This window comes from Streptomyces sp. NPDC002698 (genome assembly GCF_042888945.1).
In the GTDB taxonomy this organism is placed as follows: Bacteria; Actinomycetota; Actinomycetes; order Streptomycetales; family Streptomycetaceae; genus Streptomyces.
This window is the reverse complement of sequence record NZ_JBIAQM010000019.1, coordinates 127,103-146,977: the sequence shown is the minus strand read 5'-3', so window position 1 is coordinate 146,977 and position 19,875 is coordinate 127,103. Positions and strand designations below refer to the sequence as shown.

Genomic DNA, 19,875 nt, shown 5'->3' with positions numbered 1-19,875 from the left:
GCGTTGATTTTTGGCACGCTGTTGAGTTCTCAAGGAACGGACGCTTCCTTTGTACTCACCCTCTCGGGCTTTCCTCCGGGCGCTTCCCTTCGGTCCTGCGTTTCCGACTCTACCAGACCGTTTCCGTATCCGATTTCCTCGGTGCTTTCCAGGTAATCCGCTCTCGCGTTTCCCTTTCCGGCGGCTCCGACTCTATCAGATCCTTTCGGGCCTGATTCCCAGTCGGCGGGCTTGCCTTCCGGCCTTTCAGCGCTTTCGCGTTTCGCGGCCTTTCGACATTCACTACGTTAGCCGATTCCCTCGGCGACTCATAATCGAGTTCCGCGGGTTCGAATTCAGACGTGCGGGCACGCCGAATAGACCCCCGCTGAGGGGAAGTCGTAGGTAGTGGATGGCCGCTCTCGGCTGCTGGCTGAACGCCGTAACCGGTTCAAGCGGCTCGGGCTACATTACGGATCCCGAAGGGGCGCGTCAAGTTGAGCAGCGGCGGGGCGCATGCGCTCTATAGGGACTCGCCGTCAGGTCGTCGGTGACCCGGAAACACCCGGAGTGAACACCTCCCGTCGCCGCCATCTCCGATGCGTGGACCGTTGCGTACCTGGTCGGAGGGGACGGGGGTACCTCCCGGCAAGGTCAGGGGCGATTCCTCGGGCCCCAGGCGCCCGCTCCGTCCAGCGACCGGCCCACCCCGGTGCCGTCGCGTGGCACGCCGGCCTTTTGGCCAGTTCCCTGCCGTATCGGGCCGAGAGTCGACGTTTACAGGCGAGGTCCGCGTCCTCGGCCAGAGCCACGGACCGGGACCCGCGGCTCCAGCGGTTCTGGCTCACCACAGCGCGTACTCCATCAGAGGGACGCACCACGCACGCGGGCGATCACCCATCTTCGGGACCGGTTCCGCGCCGACTCGCCGACTCGCCGGCGCGGAGTCACGGGCGCGGCACGCGCCGGCTCAGGCTCCGGCGGACGGCTTGGCTCTCGGGCTCAGTCGGTATGCCGAGACCGTTGGATCACCGGCGAGGTAGAAGCGGTGCTGCCAGTCGTGGGCTCTGCTCACTCCTACCCGAGGTCCTGCCCGTACGAGCGCGGCGGGTACCGGCTCGCCCTCGGACAGTGCGACCGAGGCGTCCGTCAGCAGGTCCGTGCCGTTGTGCTCCGCCGTGATGCCGAGCGCCTGGCAGAAGTTCCCCGGACCCCGCGCGAGACGTGCGCTCTCGACCTTGTGCCCCCGCCGCTCGCGTGCCAGGTCTTCCCCTTCGATGACCCTGCCCGCCCGGATGAGGACGGCCGAAGCGATGCCGTCCGTCCCGGTGACGACGTTGGCGCACCAGTGGAGACCGTGGGACCTGTAGACGTACAGATGCCCCGCGGGCCCGAACATGACGGCGTTGCGTGGTGTCCTGCCCCGGTAGGCGTGGGAGGCCGGGTCGGCCGCGCCGGAGTACGCCTCGGTCTCCGTGATCGTGATGCTCACGGTTCCCTCGGGTGTCTCGTGGGTGAGGACGGCACCGAGCAGGTCGGGGGCGACTTCTTCGGCGGGGCGGGCGAGGGCGGCCCTCATGCCGACCGCCTTGCCGGGCCATGGGTCTCCGTGCGGCGCGGCTCGACCGAGCCGCCCGGGTTGGCACGTACGAGGACGCGTCCCGGCAGGTCGGGGGTGACGTCCAGGACAGGGCGGTCGAAGGAGTCCCGCGTCAGGGGCGTACGGTCAGGGGCCGCGATCATGGCGTACGAGCGTAGTCCCTCCGCCCTCCCCGGCGCGGTGGCGTCGGGAGCCGTTCGGAGCAGTCCGGACGGATATGTGCCCGCGGGGTGGTCAGGGGTCCTCTCCCTTGTAAGGGTGAGGGCGCGGAACCGGTCGGGGCCGGATCGCGTTTGTAGGGATCAAAGGATCCAGACGGGCAGAGAACGAACAGGCATTGCCTGGGGAGGAAGTGACGACATGGGGTTCAAGCGGCTGCTTGCGAGCTTGGGGGCCGGTGGGGCTTCGGTCGAGACGGTGCTGACCGAGGCCAACACCGTTCCGGGCGGCGTCGTCCAGGGTGAGGTGCGGATCCAGGGTGGTTCGGTCGACCAGTCGATCGAGGGTCTGTCGGTCGGCCTGCAGGCCAAGGTCGAGGTCGAGGGCCACGACGACCAGGAGTACAAGCAGGACATCGAGTTCACGAAGCTGCGCCTCGGCGGGGCCTTCCAGCTCCAGGCGGGCGCCGTGCACACGGTCCCGTTCGGGCTGGAGATCCCGTGGGAGACGCCGATCACCATGATCGACGGGCAGAGCCTGCGCGGGATGAACATCGGTGTCACCACCGAGCTGGAGATCGCCCGCGCCATCGACTCGGGTGACCTGGACCCGATCAACGTGCACCCGCTGCCGGCGCAGAAGGCGATTCTCGACGCCTTCATCCAGCTCGGCTTCCGCTTCAAGAACGCGGACATGGAGAAGGGCCACATCCGCAACACCCGTCAGCGGCTGCCGTTCTACCAGGAGATCGAGTTCTACCCGCCGTCGCAGTACCGCGGGCTGAACCAGGTGGAACTGAGCTTCGTCGCGGACGACAGTGCCATGGACGTCATCCTGGAGATGGACAAGAAGCCGGGCCTCTTCAGTGAGGGCAGCGACTCGTTCCGTTCCTTCCAGGTCGGTCTCCACGACTTCCACGGCACCGACTGGACCGGATACCTGAACCAGTGGCTGTCGGAGGTCGGCAGCAAGCGCAGCTGGTTCTAGGCTCGGCACACGGATTCCGCCGTTCAGGAGGTACTGACGTGACCGAGCTCAAGAGGCCGCCGCTTCCCCACGACTTCCATCCGCCGGTGCCGACGTTCACGCTCACCAGCGAGGATGTCGAGCCGGGCGCGGTGCTGGAGGACGCGCAGGTCTACGCGGCCGGGAACACCTCGCCGCAGCTGAGCTGGGAAGGCTTTCCGCCGGAGACCAAGAGCTTCGCCGTGACGTGCTTCGATCCGGACGCCCCCACGGGGAGCGGGTTCTGGCACTGGGTGCTGTTCGACGTCCCGGTCTCGGTGACGGAGCTGCCCACGGGCGCGGGCAGCGGCAAGTTCGAGGGTCTGCCCGACGGTGCCGTCCAGGTGCGCAACGACTACGGGTCCCGGGACTTCGGCGGCGCCGCGCCGCCGGCCGGGGATCCCGCGCACCGGTACGTCTTCACGGTGTACGCCGTGGACCAGGAGAAGCTCGGTCCCGACGCGGACGTGTCGCCCGCCGTGGTGGGCTTCAATCTGCGGTTCCACACGCTGGCGCGCGCCCAGTTGATCGGCGAGTACGCGGCTCCCGCCGAAGACTGACGTTCATAGAACGTTTGCCCGCCTCTGGTCATGGAAGTGATCAGAGGCGGGCATTTTTTATTGCGTTGTCCATCTCGGCGTGCCCGGCCAGAGTTGATCCCAGCCCGCCGCAGGTGGGCCGGTGCGCAATAGGAGGTGGGCTGGATGCGGGACACGCTGGTACTGAACGCGAGCTTCGAGCCGTTGTCGACGGTGACGTTGAACCGAGCCGTCGTTCTCGTGCTGACGGACAAGGCCGTCGTCGAGCAGGCCCACCCCGAACTGCGCATGCGCGGTGCCGCGCTGGACATACCCGTGCCCCGGGTGATCAGGCTCTGCCGTTACGTCCGGGTGCCGTTCCGAAGACAAGCGCCGTGGTCGAGGCGGGGTGTGCTGGTACGCGACCGGCACCGGTGCGCCTACTGCGGGCGCCGGGCCACGACCGTGGACCACGTGGTGCCGCGGGCGCAGGGCGGTCAGGACACGTGGCTGAACACCGTGGCCTCCTGCGCCGAGGACAATCACCGCAAGGCCGACCGTACGCCGGAGCAGGCCCAGATGCCGTTGCTGCGGCAGCCGTTCGAGCCGACTCCCGCCGACGCCATGCTGCTGGCGCTGGGCCAGGACGACTTCGACGCGCTGCCGGAGTGGCTGGCCCAGCCGGCCGCGTAGCCCGTACGGCATGACGAGCCCGTACGACATGACGATGGGGCCCACCTCCCGCGGGAGGTGGGCCCCATCGTCGTAACGTCGTGCGCGTCAGTCCGTGATGGACGGCTTCTCGCGGCGCTCGCTGTTGCCGCCGGAATCCCCGGAGGAGCCCCGGTTGCCCGAACCCCCGCCCAGGTTGCCGAAGTTGCCCATGGCCCCGCTGAGGCCCTTGAGGGCGTCGCCGATCTCGCTGGGCACGATCCAGAGCTTGTTGGCGTCGCCCTCGGCGATCTTCGGGAGCATCTGGAGGTACTGGTAGGAGAGGAGCTTCTGGTCCGGGTCTCCGGCGTGGATGGCCTCGAAGACCGTGCGGACGGCCTGGGCCTCGCCCTCGGCGCGCAGGGCCGCGGCCTTGGCCTCACCTTCGGCGCGCAGGATCGCGGACTGCTTCTCGCCTTCCGCGGTGAGGATCTGGGACTGGCGGATGCCTTCCGCGGTGAGGATCGCGGCGCGCTTGTCACGGTCGGCGCGCATCTGCTTCTCCATCGAGTCCTGGATGGAGGTGGGCGGTTCGATCGCCTTCAGCTCGACGCGGTTGACGCGGATGCCCCACTTGCCGGTGGCCTCGTCGAGGACGCCGCGCAGGGCCGCGTTGATCTCCTCGCGGGAGGTGAGGGTCCGCTCCAGGTCCATGCCGCCGATGATGTTGCGCAGGGTGGTGACGGTGAGCTGCTCGATCGCCTGGATGTAGCTGGCGACCTCGTACGTCGCGGCTCGCGCGTCGGTGACCTGGTAGTAGATGACGGTGTCGATGTTGACGACCAGGTTGTCCTGGGTGATCACCGGCTGCGGCGGGAACGGCACTACCTGTTCACGCAGGTCGATGCGGTTGCGGATCGAGTCTATGAACGGGACGACGATGTTGAGGCCTGCGTTCAGCGTCCGCGTGTAGCGGCCGAAACGCTCGACGATGGCGGCGCTGGCCTGCGGGATGACCTGGATGGTCTTGATCAGGGCGATGAAGACCAGCACCACCAGAATGATCAGGACGATGATGATCGGTTCCATCGATGCTCCCCGTACCCTTCTCCACTCGGCAATTCCGAAAGATCTTATGGGTGTTGAAGATCTTGCTGGACGAGTCTGACAGAACGTCGTCTGCCACGTGGGGCGTTCGGTTCACTTGCGTTGTACGAGGTCACATGACGATGGCCGTGGCTCCGTCGATGTCCACGACATCCACTTCCTGGCCCACCTCGTAGGCCTGTGCGCCGTCGAGGGCGCGCGCGGACCAGATCTCCCCGCCGAGCTTGATGCGGCCGGCGCCCGAACTGTCCACGCGTTCCAGGACGATGGCCTGCCTGCCCTTCAACGCCTCGATTCCGGTCGCGAGTTCGGGGCGCTGGGCACGGTGCCGGGCCGCGATGGGGCGTACGACGGCGATGAGCGCGACCGACACGACGACGAAGACGAGTACCTGGACGACGACACCGCCGCCGAGGCCCGCGGCGACCGCCGCGGCGACGGCACCCACGGAGAGCATCCCGAACTCCGGCATCGCGGTCACCACGAGCGGGATGCCGAGTCCGGCCGCCCCGACCAGCCACCACACCCATGCGTTGATGTCGTTCACGTGGTCATGGTAGGACCGCGCTCCCCCGGCGGACAGAGCACGCGATCAAGTCTGGTACGCCGGGTGACGGGGGTGCGTCCGCGTGTTGTGACGGTTTCAGGCCATCGGCAGACCCTGCGCGGTCCAGCGCTCGCCGACCTGCTCGACGACGAGGGGAAGACCGAAGCAGAGGGAGAGGTTGCGCGAGGTGAGTTCGAGCTCCAGCGGGCCGGCGGCGAGCACCTTGCCCTGACGGATCATCAGGACGTGGGTGAAGCCCGGGGCGATCTCCTCGACGTGGTGCGTGACCATGATCATGGAGGGGGCGATCGGGTCGCGGGCGAGCCGGCCGAGGCGGCGCACGAGGTCCTCACGGCCGCCGAGGTCGAGGCCGGCCGCGGGCTCGTCGAGGAGCAGCAGCTCGGGGTCGGTCATCAGGGCGCGGGCGATCAGGGTGCGCTTGCGCTCGCCCTCGGAGAGGGTGCCGAACCTGCGCTCCAGGTAGTCGCTCATGCCGAGGCGGTCGAGGAAGGCGCGGGCGCGCTGCTCGTCGATGTCCTCGTAGTCCTCGTGCCAGCCGGCGGTCATGCCGTACGCGGCGGTGAGGACGGTCTGGAGGACCGTCTGGCGCTTGGGGAGCTTCTCGGCCATCGCGATACCGGCGATGCCGATGCGCGGGCGCAGGTCGAAGACGTCGACCTTGCCGAGGGTCTCACCGAGGATGGTGGCGGTGCCCGCACTGGGGAAGAGGTAACTGGAGGCGACGTTCAGGAGGGTCGTCTTCCCGGCGCCGTTGGGGCCGAGGATGACCCAGCGCTCCCCCTCCTTGACCGACCAGGAGACCTGGTCCACCAGAGCCCGGCCCTCGCGGACCACGGATACGTCCACCAGCTCCAGTACATCGCTCATGAGCGCGTTGTCTCCCATTGCAGTCTCGGCCGTCGCTTACGTCTGTGGACGAAGCCCCCAGGGAAAACCTACGCCACCGGTCGGCCACCCCGACCCATCGGCCGGTCCTTAGGGTGGGGGCATGCTCTCGGAACCACGCTCAGGACAGCTGACGGCATGGGGAAATGCCCTATTGGCCGGACTTGTTTCTCCGGACGACGCCGTGCTCGCCGTCGTCGGGGACGACGCGGTGCACCGGGTCGAGGGGTTGCCCGGCGAGTCGGCGCCCGTCGGGCTCACGCTCGCCCTCGGCCGGCTGCGCACGCTCGGGGTGACCGGACTGCGGGTCGCGCTGCCCGCGCCGGGGCATCCGCTCGGGCTCAGCGGACCGCCCGAGTTCAACGCGCGCGCCCTCGACGCCGAGGAGGCCGTGGTCTGCCACGGCGCGGCGCTGGGGCTCGTGCCCGAGGTGTACGAGGCCGGGCCCGTCGGCGATGTGCACGTCGAGGTCGTCTGGCACTGCCTCGCCGTACGCGAGGCGCCGCCCGCCGACGTGCCCTCGCTCGGGGAGGCCGAGCGGGAGCTGGCGGAGGCGCTCCGCGAGGCGACAGAGGCGCTGTCACGGCTGGACGTGGCCGGCTCGGGGCCGGTCGCGGCGGCGGCGATCGACGCGTTCCGGGCGCGGGCGGAACGGGGGCGCGAGGTGCTGGCCCCCGGGTACCCACCGCGTGCGGTACGGGTGCTGGAGCTGGCTCAGCGGGTCGGGGCGCTGATCTCCGTGGCGTACGAGAGCGGGCACGGCGGGGCGGTGAGCGCGTCGGAGATGGCCGCGCGGGCCGAGGCGCTGCGACCGGTGGAACGGACGGCCCGGCGGGCGCAGGTGGCCGCGTACAACGCCTTCGTGGAGGAACGCGAGCGCGGGGTGCGCTGAGCGCGGGGCGGCCCTGGGCGGCGCGGGGCTGGACATGGCGCTGCGCTGGGCACGGCCGGGCGCCGGACCGGGCCGGGCACGGTGGCTTCCTCGCCGTGCGCGTCCTGCGGGCCGTCATCGGAGCGCGGGAGCCCGGCGCTCGCACCTCGCGCGGCGCGCACGCCGGGTGCTTCGAGTGCTGTGCGTGCTCCAGGCGGGGCGCTCGCACGCCGGAGCGCGCCGGGCGGTGGGGCGTCCCACGACCCACCGCGCCGGGGAGCTTGTGTGCGGGTGGGACGGGTGGGGCGGGTCGGACGTGCTCCAGGGTGCTGGGACCGCATGCGGAAGGGCCCCACGAAACGTTTCCGTTCGTGGGGCCCTTCACTGCGGGGTGTCTCAGCCGTTGACGCCTGCGTTGCCGAACGTCGGGTTCAGGAGGCCGACGACGTTGACGGAGTCGCCCACGACGTTCACGGGGATGTGGACGGGGACCTGGGCGACGTTGCCCGAGACGGCGCCCGGCGAGTGCGCGGCAGCGCCCTCGGCACCCGAGTCGGCGACAGCGGCACCGGCACCGGCACCCGCGGCGATACCGACGACGGTGACGGCCAGGGCGGCCTTCTTGGCGATGTTCATGGGAAGCGTTCCTCCTGCGTTCACGGCTGCGACCCTGTCGCGGGTCGCACGCTGAGCAACGCCCGGGAGCCGGGGACGGCACGGGAAGGCCCTGCCGGTTGCCCCGTCCGGTCCAGTCCGCGGATGAGCGGACAAGCCGACCGGCCCCCAGGGAGTCCCTGGGAGGCCGGTGGTCGTGGTCGCCTCGACGGGGGACCTCAGCGGTTGAGACCGAGGTTGCCGAAAGCCGGGTTCAGGGCGCCGATGACGTTCACGCTGTCGCCGACCACGTTCACCGGGACGTCGACCGGAGCCTGGACGAGGTTGCCGGAGACGACACCCGGGGAGCCCACGGCCTTGCCGCCCGCCGACGCGCCGCCCGCAGCCGAGGCCATGCCCGCACCGGCGGCGACCAGACCGCCGGCCACCATCGCGACAGCCGTGAACTTCTTCAGGTTCTTCACTTGCGAAACCCCTCCTCGCGAACACCGCGGCGAACCACCGCGGCGCACTGGAGAACGGCCGGGCCCCACGGAGGATGCGCCATCCGGGTGACATACACACGACGGTATGAATCTCATCCCGGAGCGAAGCCCTCCGAATTGACGAATCAGTCCGTGATCCCGTGCCGCACCGCCCAGAGCGCGGCCTGGGTCCGGTCGGAGAGGTCGAGTTTCATCAGGATGTTCGAGACGTGGGTCTTCACCGTCTTCTCGGAGAGGACGAGGGCGCGGGCGATCTCCCGGTTGGAGCGGCCGTCCGCGATCAGACCGAGCACCTCCCGCTCCCGTTCGGTGAGCGAAACACCTCTCCCCTGGCCCGAGTTGACCTCTTCCTGGGACAGCAGGGCGCTCGCGACCTCGGATTGCAGGACGACGTGTCCCGCGTGGACCGAGCGGATGGCCCCGGCCAGCGCGTCCGGGTCGACGTCCTTGTAGACATACCCGGCGGCGCCCGCGCGCAGGGCCGGCACCACCGTGCGCTGCTCGGTGAAACTGGTGACGATCAGCACGCGCGCGGGGTTGGCGAGTTCGCGGAGCTTGCGCAGCGCGTCGATGCCGTCCATCCCCGGCATCTTGACGTCCATGAGGACGATGTCCGGTTTCAACTCCTCGGCGCGGGCGACGCCTTCGGCTCCGTCGGACGCCTCCCCGACGACCTCGATGTCGTCCTGGACTTCCAGGAAGGTGCGCAGTCCCCGGCGGACGACCTGGTGGTCGTCGACGAGCAGCACCTTGATTGCGTCAGCCACCAGGGACCTCCATCTCGATCACGGTGCCCTTCCCGGGCGCCGATTCCACGGTGAGTGTGCCGCCGACCCCGCTCGCCCGGTCCCGCATGGACACCAGGCCGAGATGGCGGCCGGCGCTGCGTGTCGCGGTGGGGTCGAAGCCGCTGCCGTCGTCGCGGACGTGCAGCACGGCGCCGGGGCCGCGCCGGTCCAGGGTGACGTCGACGCGGGCGGCGCCGGAGTGCCGCAGCGCGTTGTGCAGGGCCTCCTGGGAGACCCTCAGCACAGCCTCCTCCTGGGAGGCGGGCAGTGCTCGTACACCGTGGCTGGAGAAGGTCACGCGCGCGGAGTGGGCGCGGTCGAGGACCTGGATCTGGGTGCGCAGGGTGGCGACGAGTCCGTCCTCGTCGAGGGCCGCGGGGCGCAACTCGACGACGGCGGCGCGCAGTTCTTCGGTTGCCTCCGCGGCGAGCGCGGCCACGTGCTGGAGTTCGCCCTTGGCGCGGGAGGGGTCGCGGTCGACGAGGGTGGCGGCGGCCTGCGCGGTCAGGCGCAGGGAGAACAGCTTCTGGCTGACGGCGTCGTGCAGTTCGTGCGCGAGCCGGGAGCGCTCCTCGGCGATGGTGAGTTCGCGGCTGCGTTCGTAGAGCCGGGCGTTGGTCAGCGCGATCGCCGCGTGCTGGGCGAGGATGGTGAGGAGTTCCTCGTCGTCCTCGGTGAAGCCGCAGCGGCCGCCGGGCCGGGGACACGGCGGCTCCCCCTCGGGCCGCATCTTGTTCGCGAGGAAGAGTGCGCCGATGGTCTCGTCGCCGTCGCGGATGGGCAGGCCCAGGAAGTCGGACATGTCGGGGTGGGCCGCGGGCCAGCCCTCGAAGCGGGGGTCCTCGCGCACGTCGGCCAGGCGCTCGGGGCGGGCCTCGCGCAGCATCGCGGCGAGGATGCCGTGCTGGCGCGGGAGCGGCCCGATGGCTTTCCACTGCGCGTCGCTGACCCCGTCGACGACGAACTGGGCGAAGCCTCCGTGGTCGTCGGGCACGCCCAGCGCCGCGTACTGCGCGTCGAGCAGTTCGCGCGCCGAAGCGACGATCGTCTTGAGGACGTCGCGCACTTCGAGATGCCTGCTCATGGCCAGCAACGCGGAGCTGACCGCGTACAGGCCCGACCGGGGTCCGTGACTCATGACCCCAAAACTACCGGCGGGGTGTGACAGCGCGTATCGGGCCGCCGGCCTCGTCCACCGGGCCATTGGGCCTAGGACGAAGGGCCCCTGATCATTGCGGCCCGCGCACGAGGCGCCCGGGCGGGCCGCGTTCCTACCGTGAGGGCAGCCGCCGGGAAGGCGGTCCGAGCGAGGGGACGGTTGTCATGCCGGTAGCGATCATCACAGGGGCCTCGAAGGGACTGGGGAGGGCGCTCGGAGCGGCTCTGGCCGAGCGCGGCTGGGATCTGGTGCTCGACGCCAGGACGGCCGGGGTGCTGGAGGGGACCGCGGAGGCGCTCCGCGCGTACGGGACGCGGGTGGAGGCCCTCCCGGGGGACGTGACGGACGCCGGTCACCGCGCCGACCTGGTGGCCTCGGCCCGGAAGCTGGGCGGTGTCGACCTGCTCGTGAACAACGCGAGCGCGCTGGGCGCGGAGCCGCTGGTGCGCCTGGAGGAGCTGGATCCGGAGGGGCTGCGGCGGGCGCTGGAGGTCAATGTGGTGGCCGTGCTGGGTCTGCTCCAGGAGGCGCTGCCGCTGCTGAGGGCGGCCGGGGCGGGCGCGGTCGTCGCCGTCAGCTCGGACGCCGCGGTGCAGGCGTACGAGACGTGGGGCGGCTACGGGGCCTCGAAGGCCGCGCTGGACCATCTCTCGGCGGTGCTCGCCGAGGAGGAGCCCGGTCTGCGGGTGTGGGCGGTGGATCCGGGGGACATGGGAACGGACCTCTACGCGGCGGCCGTACCGGACGACGATGATCCGCGGCCGGCGCCGGACCGTGTGGTTCCGGCCTTTCTGCGACTGCTCGACGAGCGGCCTGCCAGTGGGCGCTACGCGGCTTCGGATCTGCTGGAGGAGCGGTGACCACGGTGGCGGGGGTCTCCCGGGACGGGCGCGGCCGGGCGTGGGGAAGCGTTCCGGAGGAGCTGTCGGCGCGGGTGCCGGCGGAGCAGCGTGGTCCCGGCCGCGACCGGGATTCCGTACGGCTGCTGGTGTCGCGCGGTACCGAGGTGTCGCATCACGCGTTCGTGGAGCTGCCCGGGCGGCTGAGGGCCGGGGATCTGCTGATCGTCAACACCTCGGCCACTCTGGCGGCGGCCGTGGACGGGCGGATCGGGCACGCGCGCGTGGTGGTGCACTTCTCCACGCGCGGCGACGACGGGCGGTGGGCGGTCGAACTGCGGGATCCCGACAGCCGGGGAACCACGCGCGCGCGTGCGGGCGGTCCCGCGGGGACAGTGGTGCGCCTGCCGGGGGACGCGCGCCTCGTCCTGGAGGAGCCGCTGGCCCCGCGGGGGCGGCGGCTGTGGTGGGGGCGGGTGCCGGGCGCGGACGTGCTGGGGCTGCTGCGGCGGTACGGGCGGCCCATCCGCTACTCCTACACGGACCGGGACCAGCCGCTGTCCGTGTACCAGACGGTTTTCGCGCTGCCGTCGGACGACGGGGCGGGAAGCGCGGAGATGCCGAGCGCGGCGCGCCCCTTCACTTCGCGTCTGGTGGCGGAGCTGGTGAGCCGGGGGGTGCAGTTCGCGCCGGTCACCCTGCACACGGGGGTCGCCTCGGCGGAGTCGCACGAGCCGCCGTATCCGGAGCGGTACGAGGTTCCGGCGGTGTCGGCCCGGCTGATCAACGCCGCGCGGGCCGGCGGAGGCCGGATCATCGCGGTCGGTACGACGGCGGTGCGGGCCGTGGAGTCCGCGACCGGTGAGGACGGGCTGGTCCGGGCGGCGAAGGGGTGGACCGGCCTCGTGGTGACTCCGGAGCGCGGCGTGCGAGCCGTCGACGGGCTGCTGACCGGGCTGCACGAGCCGGAGGCCTCGCATCTGCTGATGCTGGAGGCGATCGCGGGAGGGGCGGCGATCGAGCGTGCGTACGAGGAGGCGCTGCGCGGGCGCTACCTCTGGCACGAGTTCGGCGACGTGCACCTCATCCTCCCCGAGAGGCCTCACTCTGAGCGTTACTCTCGCAACTCCACGTCAGAATGATCGTGGTCCCCTGTGAGCCCGCGCATAGGGTCCACGTCACGTACGAAGGGGCATAGGAGATAAAAGGGACAAGGTGAACAGGGAAGACGTGCCAGTCTGCCCCGATTTGTCCCATCTGCGTCCACTACCCAGCTTCGTAGGTCACACCTTTGCCAGGGCATTTTGCGACCGCTAAGAATTGCTCATGTCGCTCAGCGCCTCGGGTTCTCCCCCGGGGCGTTTGTTCCGGAAACACAGTCCCCAACCGGGACGAAGAGCGACCTCCGCGCTATTCGAAGAGGTCTATCAGTCATGCTCAAGAACATTGCCGCTCGTGGTCGTAGTCCGAAGCTGACGAAGCTCCACAAGTACTCGGTCGCCGGTGTGGCCACCCTCGGTGCCGCCACCCTCGCGTTCTCCCTGGCGCCGGGCGGCTCCCACACCACCACGGACGCCGCCGCCTCCTCCACGGCGCCCGTCGCCTACAGCGGGAAGCAGATCAAGGGCGTCGAGTCCGACGTGGCCGGCACGAGCGCCGCCGATCTGAAGGCCAAGACCATCGAGGCCGAGCACAAGGCGGCGGACTCCGCGGCCGCGGCGAAGAAGAAGGCCGCCGCGGCGGCTGCCGCCAAGAAGAAGGCGGCCGCCGAGGCCGCCGCGAAGAAGAAGGCCGCGAAGAAGGCCGCCGCCGACCGCGCCAAGGCCGCCGCGGCGAGCCGCTCCACGCAGCGCATCAAGATGCAGACGGTCTCCGCGAAGACGTACGCCAACAACCTCGACGGCTGGATCCGCGAGTCCCTCGACATCATGAAGTCGAAGGGCATCCCCGGCTCCTACCACGGGCTGCACAAGAACATCATGCGTGAGTCCTCGGGCAACCCGATGGCCATCAACGACTGGGACATCAACGCCATCAACGGCATCCCGTCGAAGGGTCTGCTCCAGGTCATCCCGCCGACGTTCAAGGCCTACCACGTGGCCGGCACCTCGTGGAACATCTACGACCCGGTCGCCAACATCACCGCCGCCTGCAACTACGCCGCCGACAAGTACGGTTCCATGGACAACGTGAACAGCGCGTACTGAGGGCTCGGCGCGGAGCTCCCACACAGACGCCGAAGGGCGGCACCCCGGTCGGGGTGCCGCCCTCGCGCCGTTCCCGGGCGTCTACTTGCGCATGACCTCGGGCTCGTGGCGGCGCAGGAAGCGGGCCACGAAGAAGCCGCAGGCGACACCGAGGACGATCAGCGCGATCATGTCCACGGTCCAGGCTCCGGCCGTGTGGTCCCACAGCGGGTCCGTGCTCGTCGGGTCGTCCTGGTTCGGGAAGATGTTGTTCAGGTCCAGCGTGGCCCCGGACGCGGCCACCGCCCAGCGGGCCGGCATCAGGTACGAGAACTGGTTCACACCCACCGTGCCGTTCAGGATGAACAGGCAGCCGGTGAAGACCACCTGGACGATCGCGAACATGACCAGCAGCGGCATCGTCTTCTCAGCGGTCTTCACCAGCGAGGAGATGATCAGGCCGAACATCATCGACACGAAGCCCAGAGCCATGATCGGCAGCGTGAGCTCGACCTTGGGCAGGCTCTTGAGGATCAGGCCCTCGGACGGGACCTCGCGGCTGCCGAAACCGATGGCGCCGACCAGCGCGCCCTGCAGCATGGTGATCACACCGAGGACGATCACCTTGGACATCAGGTACGCCGAACGCGACAGACCCGTCGCGCGCTCCCGCTCGTAGATCACCCGTTCCTTGATCAGCTCACGGACCGAGTTGGCGGCGCCCGCGAAACACGCCCCGACCGCGAGGATCAGCAGCACGGTCGTGGCGGTGCCGTTCGCGACATGGGCGCCCGACGGCAGGATCTTGTCGTTGACCAGCAGCGTCTTGCCGTTGTCGATGAGCAGGCTGACCGAGCCCAGGACAGCGGGCAGGATCACCGTCAGCGCGAGGAAGCCCTTGTCCGACACGATCACCGAGACGTAGCGGCGCATCAGCGTCATCAGCTGGGAGCCCCAGCTCTGCGGCTTCGGCGGCTTCATCGCCTGCGCGGACGGCATCTGCGTCGACTGCGGAGCCACCGCGTCGATGTCCGCCGCGTACATCTGGTAGTGCTGCGAGCCCTTCCAGCGGCCCGCCCAGTCGTAGTCGCGGTAGTTCTCGAACGCGGAGAACACATCGGCCCAGGTCTCGTAGCCGAAGAAGTTCAGCGCCTCCTCCGGCGGACCGAAGTAGGCGACGGAGCCGCCGGGCGCCATCACGAGGAGCTTGTCGCAGATCGCGAGCTCCGCCACCGAGTGCGTGACGACGAGGACCGTACGGCCGTCGTCGGCGAGGCCGCGCAGCAGCTGCATGACATCGCGGTCCATGCCCGGGTCAAGACCGGAGGTCGGCTCGTCCAGGAAGATCAGCGACGGCTTGGTGAGCAGCTCCAGGGCCACCGATACACGCTTGCGCTGGCCACCGGAGAGCGAGGTGACCTTCTTCTCCTTGTGGACGTCCAGCTTCAGCTCGCGCAGCACCTCGTCTATGCGCGCGTCGCGCTCCTCGCCCGTGGTGTCGGCGGGGAAGCGCAGCTTGGCCGCGTACTTGAGGGCCTTCTTGACGGTCAGTTCCTTGTGCAGGATGTCGTCCTGCGGGACCAGACCGATGCGCTGGCGCAGCTCGGCGAACTGCTTGTACAGGTTCCGGTTGTCGTAGAGGACGTCGCCCTGGTTGGCGGGGCGGTAGCCCGTGAGCGCCTTCAGGAGCGTCGACTTGCCGGAACCCGAGGGGCCGATGACCGCGACGAGCGACTTCTCGGGTACACCGAAGGAGACGTCCTTGAGGATCTGCTTGCCGCCGTCGACGGTGACCGTCAGGTGGCGGGCCGAGAAGGAGACCTCACCGGTGTCGACGAACTCCTCGAGGCGGTCGCCGACCAGCCGGAACGTCGAGTGGCCGACGCCGACGATGTCGTTCGGGCCGAGCAGCGCGGAGCCGCCCTTGGCGATCGGCATACCGTTGACGTACGTGCCGTTGTGCGAGCCGAGATCGCGGATCTCGAAGCGGCCGTCCGGCGTCGCGTGGAACTCGGCGTGGTGGCGCGAGACCTGGAGGTCGGAGACCACCAGTTCGTTCTCCAGCGCACGACCGATGCGCATCACCCGGCCCAGCGAGAACTGGTGGAAGGTCGTCGGGCTGCGGTCGCCGTAGACCGGCGGCGCCCCCGCGCCGGCGCCGGGTCCCTGCTGCTGCGGAATGCCCCCCGCATGCTGTGAGTTCTGCGGAGGCGTCGACGCCTGCGGCGTCGGCTGCTGAGCCCAGCCGGGGCCGGCGCCCTGCGCCGCGAACGGCTGCTGCGCCACCGGGGCCGCGGCACCGGACACGTTCAGGCGCGGACCGTCGGTCGCGTTGCCGAGAAACACAGCCGATCCGGGACCGATCTCCAACTGGTGGATCCGCTGCCCCTGTACGAACGTGCCGTTGGTGCTCCCGTGGTCGTCGATGACCCAACTGCGGCCGTTCCAGCTGATCGTGGCATGGCGCCAGGAGACCCTGGCGTCCTCGAGCACGATGTCCCCCTGCGGATCACGTCCGAGGGTGTGAGGCCTGGACGCGTCGAGCGTCCAGGTCCGTCCATTCAATTCCAGTACGAGTTCCGGCACTCCAGCCCCACTGAGTTGTCCCCCGAGTTTCCCCCATCACAGGGAGTCTAGGGATGTCGAACATCGTGGGGAACTATTTCAGTTCAGGCCCCCTGACCGAAAGTCGGGCCTTGTGAACGTCGGTGACGGGCGGGTTGCCCGTATCCGTTGACGGGGTTGAAAACGGCCCGGAGAGTGGTAATCCCACACGAGGGGGACATGCGCGGGATCACCGCGGCGCTGATCGGGGGGGCTGGCGATGAGCATCGGGACCATGCACCACGGCGGGAGCGCCAGGAGTGTGCCGTGGGGGGACGTGCTGTTGTCGGCGGTCGCCTCCGTGAGCTGGGCGCTGATCGGGATGGCGGGCACCGCCGCGCTCGGTCTGCACCTGCTCGGGGCGGACGCGGCGGCCTCGCTCGGCCCCATGACCGCCGCGATGGTCGCGCTCGGAGCGGGCGGCACGGTGACGCCCTCCGGCAACGTCTCGGCCTTCGGGCTGGAGGGAGCGCAGGCGCACACCGCCATACAGATCACGCCGTTGGGCGTCGGGCTGGTCGGTGCCCTGCTGCTGTCGTGGTTCTTCCTGCGCTCCTTGCGCGGGGCGGGAGTCGTCATCACGCCGGCCGAACTCCTGGCGCGGGCGGGCTCGGTGCTCGCCCTGTTCGTGGCGACCCTGGGCGGGCTCGCCTGGGCCGGACACGACGTCATCACGATCGACGGCGACAAGCTCGGACTCGGCAAGGCCGCGGGCGGTGACGGCGGGCTCGGTTCCATCACCGACAAACTCCCCGGCGGCCTCGGGGACCTCGGCGGACTGCTGCCCGGCAGGATCGACGACCTCGTGAAGGCCAAGGCGGCCGTGGGGTTCTCCGTCGACACCGTGCCGACCCTGCTCGGCGGAGCCGCGTGGGCCGCCGCGGTGCTGCTGATCGCGCTGCTGGCCTCCCGGCACACCCCTTTGCCGCGCGGCTGGGACGCCGTGCACCGCGCGGTACGGCCGGCCGTCTCCTCGCTCGTCACCGTCCTGCTGGTCGCCGTCCTCGCCGGGCTCGCGGCGGCCGCGTACGCGGCGATCGGCGACGACCACCCGAAGCGGATCGCGGGAGCCGCGCTGCTCGGCGCGCCCAACGGCGTGTGGCTCGGCATCCCCCTCGGGCTCTTCGTCCCCTGGGACGGCAAGGCCACGGGCGAGCTCGCCAAGCTGTTGCCCGACCCCCTCGACAAGCTCCTCACCGCCGACGCGTCCCGGCCCGTCACCCTCGGACGGCTCGCCGAACTCGACGGGCGCGTATGGCTGTTGGCGCTCGCGGTCGCTCTGATGATGCTGTACGCGGGCGTCCTGACGGCTGCGCGTACGCCATTCGTACGGGCGGTCGGTGCGACGGCGGGAGGAGCTTCGGGGGGGCCGGATGGACGGGGGGACAGTGCTCTGCGGTTCGCCGGGCGCTGCGCACTTCGTCTGGGGGTCGTGACGGCGCTGGCGCTGCCGCTGCTCGCCTGGCTGACGGAGGTGTCGGTGGACGCCTCCCTGTCCGTGTTCGGGTTCGACGCGTTCGGGGCGGGGATCGAGCTGCGCGGGCGCCTGGGTACGGCGCTGGTGCTGGGTGCGCTGTGGGGGGCGGGGGCCGGGGGCGCGGGGGCGTTGCTGGCTTGGTCGAGCGGGGCCGCGGGGCGGAGGGTCGCCGGGGCTGCCCTGGCTTCCGGGGCGGCATGGGGGGACGGGGAGGCCGGGGGGCCTGGGGGGCCTGGGGGGCCTGGGGGGCCTGGGGGGCCTGGGGGGCCAGGAGTTTCTGGAGGATCCTGGGAGGCTGCGGGGTCCGAGGGGCTTGGTGGTGGCGATGGGACGGTCGGGCCGTATCGGCCTCGGGGGTCGTACCGGGCGCCCAACCCTGACACCAATCCGTACCTGAGGGTTCCGGACGAGTTGCGGGAGCCGGAGGACCGGAGGGCGGCTCCGAGGGGTTCTCGTTCCCGGGCACCGGGTGATGTGTACGGGGCGCCGACCGTGGTGGGACCGATCGGGCCGTCGTCGAAGCGGCGGCCGGACGGGCCGCCGCCGCTGCCTCCCCCTCCGCCGCCTGTTCCGCCGCCGCCGGACGAGGGGCCGCCGCCTCCGCGTCGGCCCCGGCGTTGAGGGCGGTTCGCTGCGCTGGCGTTCGCGGGTGCGGTGCGGGTCCGGTGGGTGGGTCGGGGCCGTGCCGGTGCATCAGCCCGTCGCCGTTGGGTGAGGCGTGGCCGTCGGTGGCGACGGGCATTGATGTACCGGCACGTCCCCTCGCGCCGGATCCCGACTGCGGGTACAGGATCCAGCCCCTCCGGCGTTTGAGGAGCGGGGTCCGGGGCGGAGCCCCAGGGGTGGGTCGGGTAGGGGCGGAGGGGGCGAGGAAACGGTTGTGGGGCCCGTGGGACCGGGGTTGGGGTGAACCGGAGGGGTGCGGGGTGCTGTCGGGGAGGTCCCCGGGCCGGTCGGGTGGACGTTCGTCACCCGTGGGTCCTCGGGGCGTCACCCAGTGTTCCGTGTCCGCTAGGCGGACCGGGCGGGCGGGCGGCACTGGGTGCCGGATACGGTGGGAAATACCATGAGCGCTTCACATACCCCTGATGTGCCCACTCTTCTTGTCAAGATCTTCGGCAAGGACCGGCCGGGCATCACCGCCGGACTCTTCGACACCCTCGCCGCCTACTCCGTCGACGTGGTCGACATCGAGCAGGTCGTCACCCGGGGCCGGATCGTGCTGTGCGCGCTCGTGACCGAGCCGCCCGCAAGCCTCGAAGGCGATCTCCGGTCGACCGTCCACAGCTGGGCCGAGTCGATGAAGATGCAGGCGGAGATCATCTCCGGCCTCGGCGACAACCGCCCGCGCGGCTCGGGACGTTCGCTGGTCACGGTGCTCGGACATCCGCTCACCGCGGAGTCGACGGCCGCCATCGCCGCGCGGATCACGAAGACCGGCGGCAACATCGACCGTATCTTCCGGCTGGCCAAGTACCCGGTGACCGCGGTGGAGTTCGCGGTGTCCGGTACGGAGACCGAGGTGCTGCGCACCGCGCTGGTGACCGAGGCCTCGGCACTCGGTGTCGACATCGCGGTCGTGGCCGCGGGCCTGCACCGGCGGGCCCAGCGGCTCGTCGTGATGGACGTCGACTCCACGCTGATCCAGGACGAGGTGATCGAGCTCTTCGCGGCACACGCCGGATGCGAGGAGAAGGTCGCCGAGGTCACGGCGGCCGCGATGCGCGGTGAGCTGGACTTCGAGCAGTCCCTGCACGCGCGCGTGGCGCTCCTCGAGGGGCTCGACGCGTCGGTGGTGCAGAAGGTGCGCGAGGAGGTACGGCTGACGCCGGGCGCGCGGACCCTGATTCGTACGCTGAAGCGGCTCGGCTTCCAAGTCGGTGTCGTCTCCGGCGGGTTCACCCAGGTCACCGACGATCTGAAGGAGCGGCTCGGGCTCGACTTCGCCCAGGCCAACACCCTGGAGATCGTCGACGGGAAGCTGACCGGGCGGGTCACCGGCGAGATCGTGGACCGGGCGGGCAAGGCGCGGCTGCTGCGCCGGTTCGCCGCCGAGGCCGGGGTTCCGCTGGCCCAGACCGTGGCGATCGGCGACGGCGCCAACGACCTCGACATGCTCAACGCCGCCGGTCTCGGGGTCGCGTTCAACGCGAAGCCGGTCGTACGGCAGGCCGCGCACACCGCGGTGAACTTCCCGTTCCTCGACACGGTCCTGTATCTGCTGGGCGTCACCCGTGAAGAGGTCGAGGCCGCCGACATGCACGAGGACGACAGCACCGGCTGAGTGACGGTCCCGACGACGGACGGGGGCCCCGGCCCCCGGGGGGGGCCGGGCCCCCGGCCGGGGGGGGGGGGGTTTACAACCGCGGGGCCCCGTGT

At 70.4% G+C, this 19,875-nt stretch carries 19 protein-coding genes; 9 read left to right on the top strand and 10 right to left on the bottom strand.

The window, feature by feature from the left end; genetic code table 11:
• Nucleotides 1-949: 949 nt before the first annotated feature.
• Both ACFYW9_RS25555 and ACFYW9_RS25550 read right to left on the bottom strand, forming a co-directional pair.
• Entirely contained in the window at nt 950-1,558 is a 609-nt protein-coding gene (locus tag ACFYW9_RS25555) for a DNA-3-methyladenine glycosylase (protein ID WP_389154645.1), read from the bottom strand.
• Complete coding sequence (locus ACFYW9_RS25550; RefSeq protein WP_389154642.1) at nt 1,555-1,722, bottom strand: hypothetical protein; 168 nt, start codon at nt 1,720-1,722, stop codon at nt 1,555-1,557. The genes ACFYW9_RS25555 and ACFYW9_RS25550 overlap by 4 nt, the downstream gene beginning before the upstream one ends.
• 217 nt (nt 1,723-1,939) lie before the next feature.
• Here ACFYW9_RS25550 and ACFYW9_RS25545 point away from each other — a divergent pair, with 217 nt between their 5' ends.
• From ACFYW9_RS25545 to ACFYW9_RS25535, 3 genes are all read left to right on the top strand, one after another.
• A complete protein-coding gene (locus ACFYW9_RS25545) occupies nt 1,940-2,725 on the top strand; it encodes a sporulation protein (protein WP_351875867.1) in 786 nt (261 codons plus the stop codon).
• A 38-nt stretch (nt 2,726-2,763) separates the two neighbouring features.
• Complete coding sequence (locus ACFYW9_RS25540) at nt 2,764-3,303, top strand: YbhB/YbcL family Raf kinase inhibitor-like protein (protein WP_389154639.1); 540 nt, start codon at nt 2,764-2,766, stop codon at nt 3,301-3,303.
• 144 nt (nt 3,304-3,447) lie between these two features.
• Nucleotides 3,448-3,954: an HNH endonuclease gene (locus ACFYW9_RS25535; RefSeq protein ID WP_351875873.1), complete on the top strand. Its 507-nt coding sequence runs from the start codon at nt 3,448-3,450 to the stop codon at nt 3,952-3,954.
• Between the two features lie 87 nt (nt 3,955-4,041).
• On the opposite strand, the gene ACFYW9_RS25530 is transcribed toward ACFYW9_RS25535, so the two are convergent.
• From ACFYW9_RS25530 to ACFYW9_RS25520, 3 genes are all read right to left on the bottom strand, one after another.
• Nucleotides 4,042-5,001, bottom strand: a complete 960-nt coding sequence (locus tag ACFYW9_RS25530) for an SPFH domain-containing protein (RefSeq protein WP_326788616.1) — start codon at nt 4,999-5,001, stop codon at nt 4,042-4,044.
• A gap of 130 nt (nt 5,002-5,131) precedes the next feature.
• Nucleotides 5,132-5,566 carry an NfeD family protein gene (locus tag ACFYW9_RS25525; RefSeq protein WP_389154634.1) on the bottom strand — a complete coding sequence of 145 codons (435 nt, stop codon included), beginning with the start codon at nt 5,564-5,566 and terminating at the stop codon, nt 5,132-5,134.
• A 96-nt stretch (nt 5,567-5,662) separates the two neighbouring features.
• Nucleotides 5,663-6,454: an ABC transporter ATP-binding protein gene (locus ACFYW9_RS25520; RefSeq protein WP_328453994.1), complete on the bottom strand. Its 792-nt coding sequence runs from the start codon at nt 6,452-6,454 to the stop codon at nt 5,663-5,665.
• Between the two features lie 121 nt (nt 6,455-6,575).
• Between ACFYW9_RS25520 and ACFYW9_RS25515 the strand changes: the two genes are divergently transcribed.
• Nucleotides 6,576-7,364 (top strand): hypothetical protein, encoded by a 789-nt coding sequence (locus ACFYW9_RS25515; protein ID WP_389154631.1) that lies wholly within the window; start codon nt 6,576-6,578, stop codon nt 7,362-7,364.
• 375 nt (nt 7,365-7,739) lie between these two features.
• On the opposite strand, the gene ACFYW9_RS25510 is transcribed toward ACFYW9_RS25515, so the two are convergent.
• The 4 genes from ACFYW9_RS25510 to ACFYW9_RS25495 all read right to left on the bottom strand — a co-directional run bounded on the left by ACFYW9_RS25510 (nt 7,740) and on the right by ACFYW9_RS25495 (nt 10,369).
• Nucleotides 7,740-7,979, bottom strand: coding sequence for a chaplin (locus tag ACFYW9_RS25510; RefSeq protein WP_351875883.1), 240 nt, complete (start codon nt 7,977-7,979; stop codon nt 7,740-7,742).
• Between the two features lie 197 nt (nt 7,980-8,176).
• Nucleotides 8,177-8,422 (bottom strand): chaplin, encoded by a 246-nt coding sequence (locus tag ACFYW9_RS25505; RefSeq protein WP_389154627.1) that lies wholly within the window; start codon nt 8,420-8,422, stop codon nt 8,177-8,179.
• 146 nt (nt 8,423-8,568) lie between these two features.
• Entirely contained in the window at nt 8,569-9,210 is a 642-nt protein-coding gene (locus ACFYW9_RS25500) for a response regulator transcription factor (RefSeq protein ID WP_351875887.1), read from the bottom strand.
• Complete coding sequence (locus tag ACFYW9_RS25495) at nt 9,203-10,369, bottom strand: GAF domain-containing sensor histidine kinase (protein ID WP_351875889.1); 1,167 nt, start codon at nt 10,367-10,369, stop codon at nt 9,203-9,205. The genes ACFYW9_RS25500 and ACFYW9_RS25495 overlap by 8 nt, the downstream gene beginning before the upstream one ends.
• A gap of 185 nt (nt 10,370-10,554) precedes the next feature.
• On the opposite strand from ACFYW9_RS25495, the gene ACFYW9_RS25490 reads away from it, so the two are divergent.
• The 3 genes from ACFYW9_RS25490 to ACFYW9_RS25480 all read left to right on the top strand — a co-directional run bounded on the left by ACFYW9_RS25490 (nt 10,555) and on the right by ACFYW9_RS25480 (nt 13,436).
• Nucleotides 10,555-11,250 (top strand): SDR family NAD(P)-dependent oxidoreductase, encoded by a 696-nt coding sequence (locus tag ACFYW9_RS25490; RefSeq protein WP_389154623.1) that lies wholly within the window; start codon nt 10,555-10,557, stop codon nt 11,248-11,250.
• A complete protein-coding gene (locus tag ACFYW9_RS25485) occupies nt 11,247-12,371 on the top strand; it encodes an S-adenosylmethionine:tRNA ribosyltransferase-isomerase (RefSeq protein ID WP_389154620.1) in 1,125 nt (374 codons plus the stop codon). The genes ACFYW9_RS25490 and ACFYW9_RS25485 overlap by 4 nt, the downstream gene beginning before the upstream one ends.
• Nucleotides 12,372-12,662: 291 nt before the next feature.
• Entirely contained in the window at nt 12,663-13,436 is a 774-nt protein-coding gene (locus tag ACFYW9_RS25480; RefSeq protein ID WP_389154617.1) for a transglycosylase SLT domain-containing protein, read from the top strand.
• Nucleotides 13,437-13,517: 81 nt separating this feature from the next.
• Here the strand turns inward: ACFYW9_RS25480 and ACFYW9_RS25475 are convergent, their stop codons facing one another.
• On the bottom strand, nt 13,518-16,001 hold the full coding sequence (locus tag ACFYW9_RS25475; protein WP_389154614.1) for an FHA domain-containing protein: 2,484 nt from the start codon (nt 15,999-16,001) through the stop codon (nt 13,518-13,520).
• A 238-nt stretch (nt 16,002-16,239) separates the two neighbouring features.
• On the opposite strand from ACFYW9_RS25475, the gene ACFYW9_RS25470 reads away from it, so the two are divergent.
• A complete protein-coding gene (locus tag ACFYW9_RS25470; RefSeq protein ID WP_389154611.1) occupies nt 16,240-18,117 on the top strand; it encodes a streptophobe family protein in 1,878 nt (625 codons plus the stop codon).
• A 445-nt stretch (nt 18,118-18,562) separates the two neighbouring features.
• Nucleotides 18,563-19,780, top strand: a complete 1,218-nt coding sequence (gene serB, locus ACFYW9_RS25465; protein WP_351875906.1) for a phosphoserine phosphatase SerB — start codon at nt 18,563-18,565, stop codon at nt 19,778-19,780.
• The last annotated feature ends 95 nt before the right edge of the window (nt 19,781-19,875 follow it).

What these genes read in the sequence shown, in the direction of transcription:
- ACFYW9_RS25510 (WP_351875883.1), bottom strand. Translation starts at nt 7,979, where the DNA reads ATGAACATCGCCAAGAAGGCCGCCCTGGCCGTCACCGTCGTCGGTATC.
- ACFYW9_RS25480 (WP_389154617.1), top strand. Translation starts at nt 12,663, where the DNA reads ATGCTCAAGAACATTGCCGCTCGTGGTCGTAGTCCGAAGCTGACGAAG.
- ACFYW9_RS25490 (WP_389154623.1), top strand. Translation starts at nt 10,555, where the DNA reads ATGCCGGTAGCGATCATCACAGGGGCCTCGAAGGGACTGGGGAGGGCG.
- ACFYW9_RS25550 (WP_389154642.1), bottom strand. Translation starts at nt 1,722, where the DNA reads ATGATCGCGGCCCCTGACCGTACGCCCCTGACGCGGGACTCCTTCGAC.
- ACFYW9_RS25535 (WP_351875873.1), top strand. Translation starts at nt 3,448, where the DNA reads ATGCGGGACACGCTGGTACTGAACGCGAGCTTCGAGCCGTTGTCGACG.
- ACFYW9_RS25530 (WP_326788616.1), bottom strand. Translation starts at nt 5,001, where the DNA reads ATGGAACCGATCATCATCGTCCTGATCATTCTGGTGGTGCTGGTCTTC.
- ACFYW9_RS25545 (WP_351875867.1), top strand. Translation starts at nt 1,940, where the DNA reads ATGGGGTTCAAGCGGCTGCTTGCGAGCTTGGGGGCCGGTGGGGCTTCG.
- ACFYW9_RS25470 (WP_389154611.1), top strand. Translation starts at nt 16,240, where the DNA reads ATGAGCATCGGGACCATGCACCACGGCGGGAGCGCCAGGAGTGTGCCG.
- serB (WP_351875906.1), top strand. Translation starts at nt 18,563, where the DNA reads ATGAGCGCTTCACATACCCCTGATGTGCCCACTCTTCTTGTCAAGATC.
- ACFYW9_RS25555 (WP_389154645.1), bottom strand. Translation starts at nt 1,558, where the DNA reads ATGAGGGCCGCCCTCGCCCGCCCCGCCGAAGAAGTCGCCCCCGACCTG.
- ACFYW9_RS25515 (WP_389154631.1), top strand. Translation starts at nt 6,576, where the DNA reads ATGCTCTCGGAACCACGCTCAGGACAGCTGACGGCATGGGGAAATGCC.
- ACFYW9_RS25520 (WP_328453994.1), bottom strand. Translation starts at nt 6,454, where the DNA reads ATGAGCGATGTACTGGAGCTGGTGGACGTATCCGTGGTCCGCGAGGGC.
- ACFYW9_RS25495 (WP_351875889.1), bottom strand. Translation starts at nt 10,369, where the DNA reads ATGAGTCACGGACCCCGGTCGGGCCTGTACGCGGTCAGCTCCGCGTTG.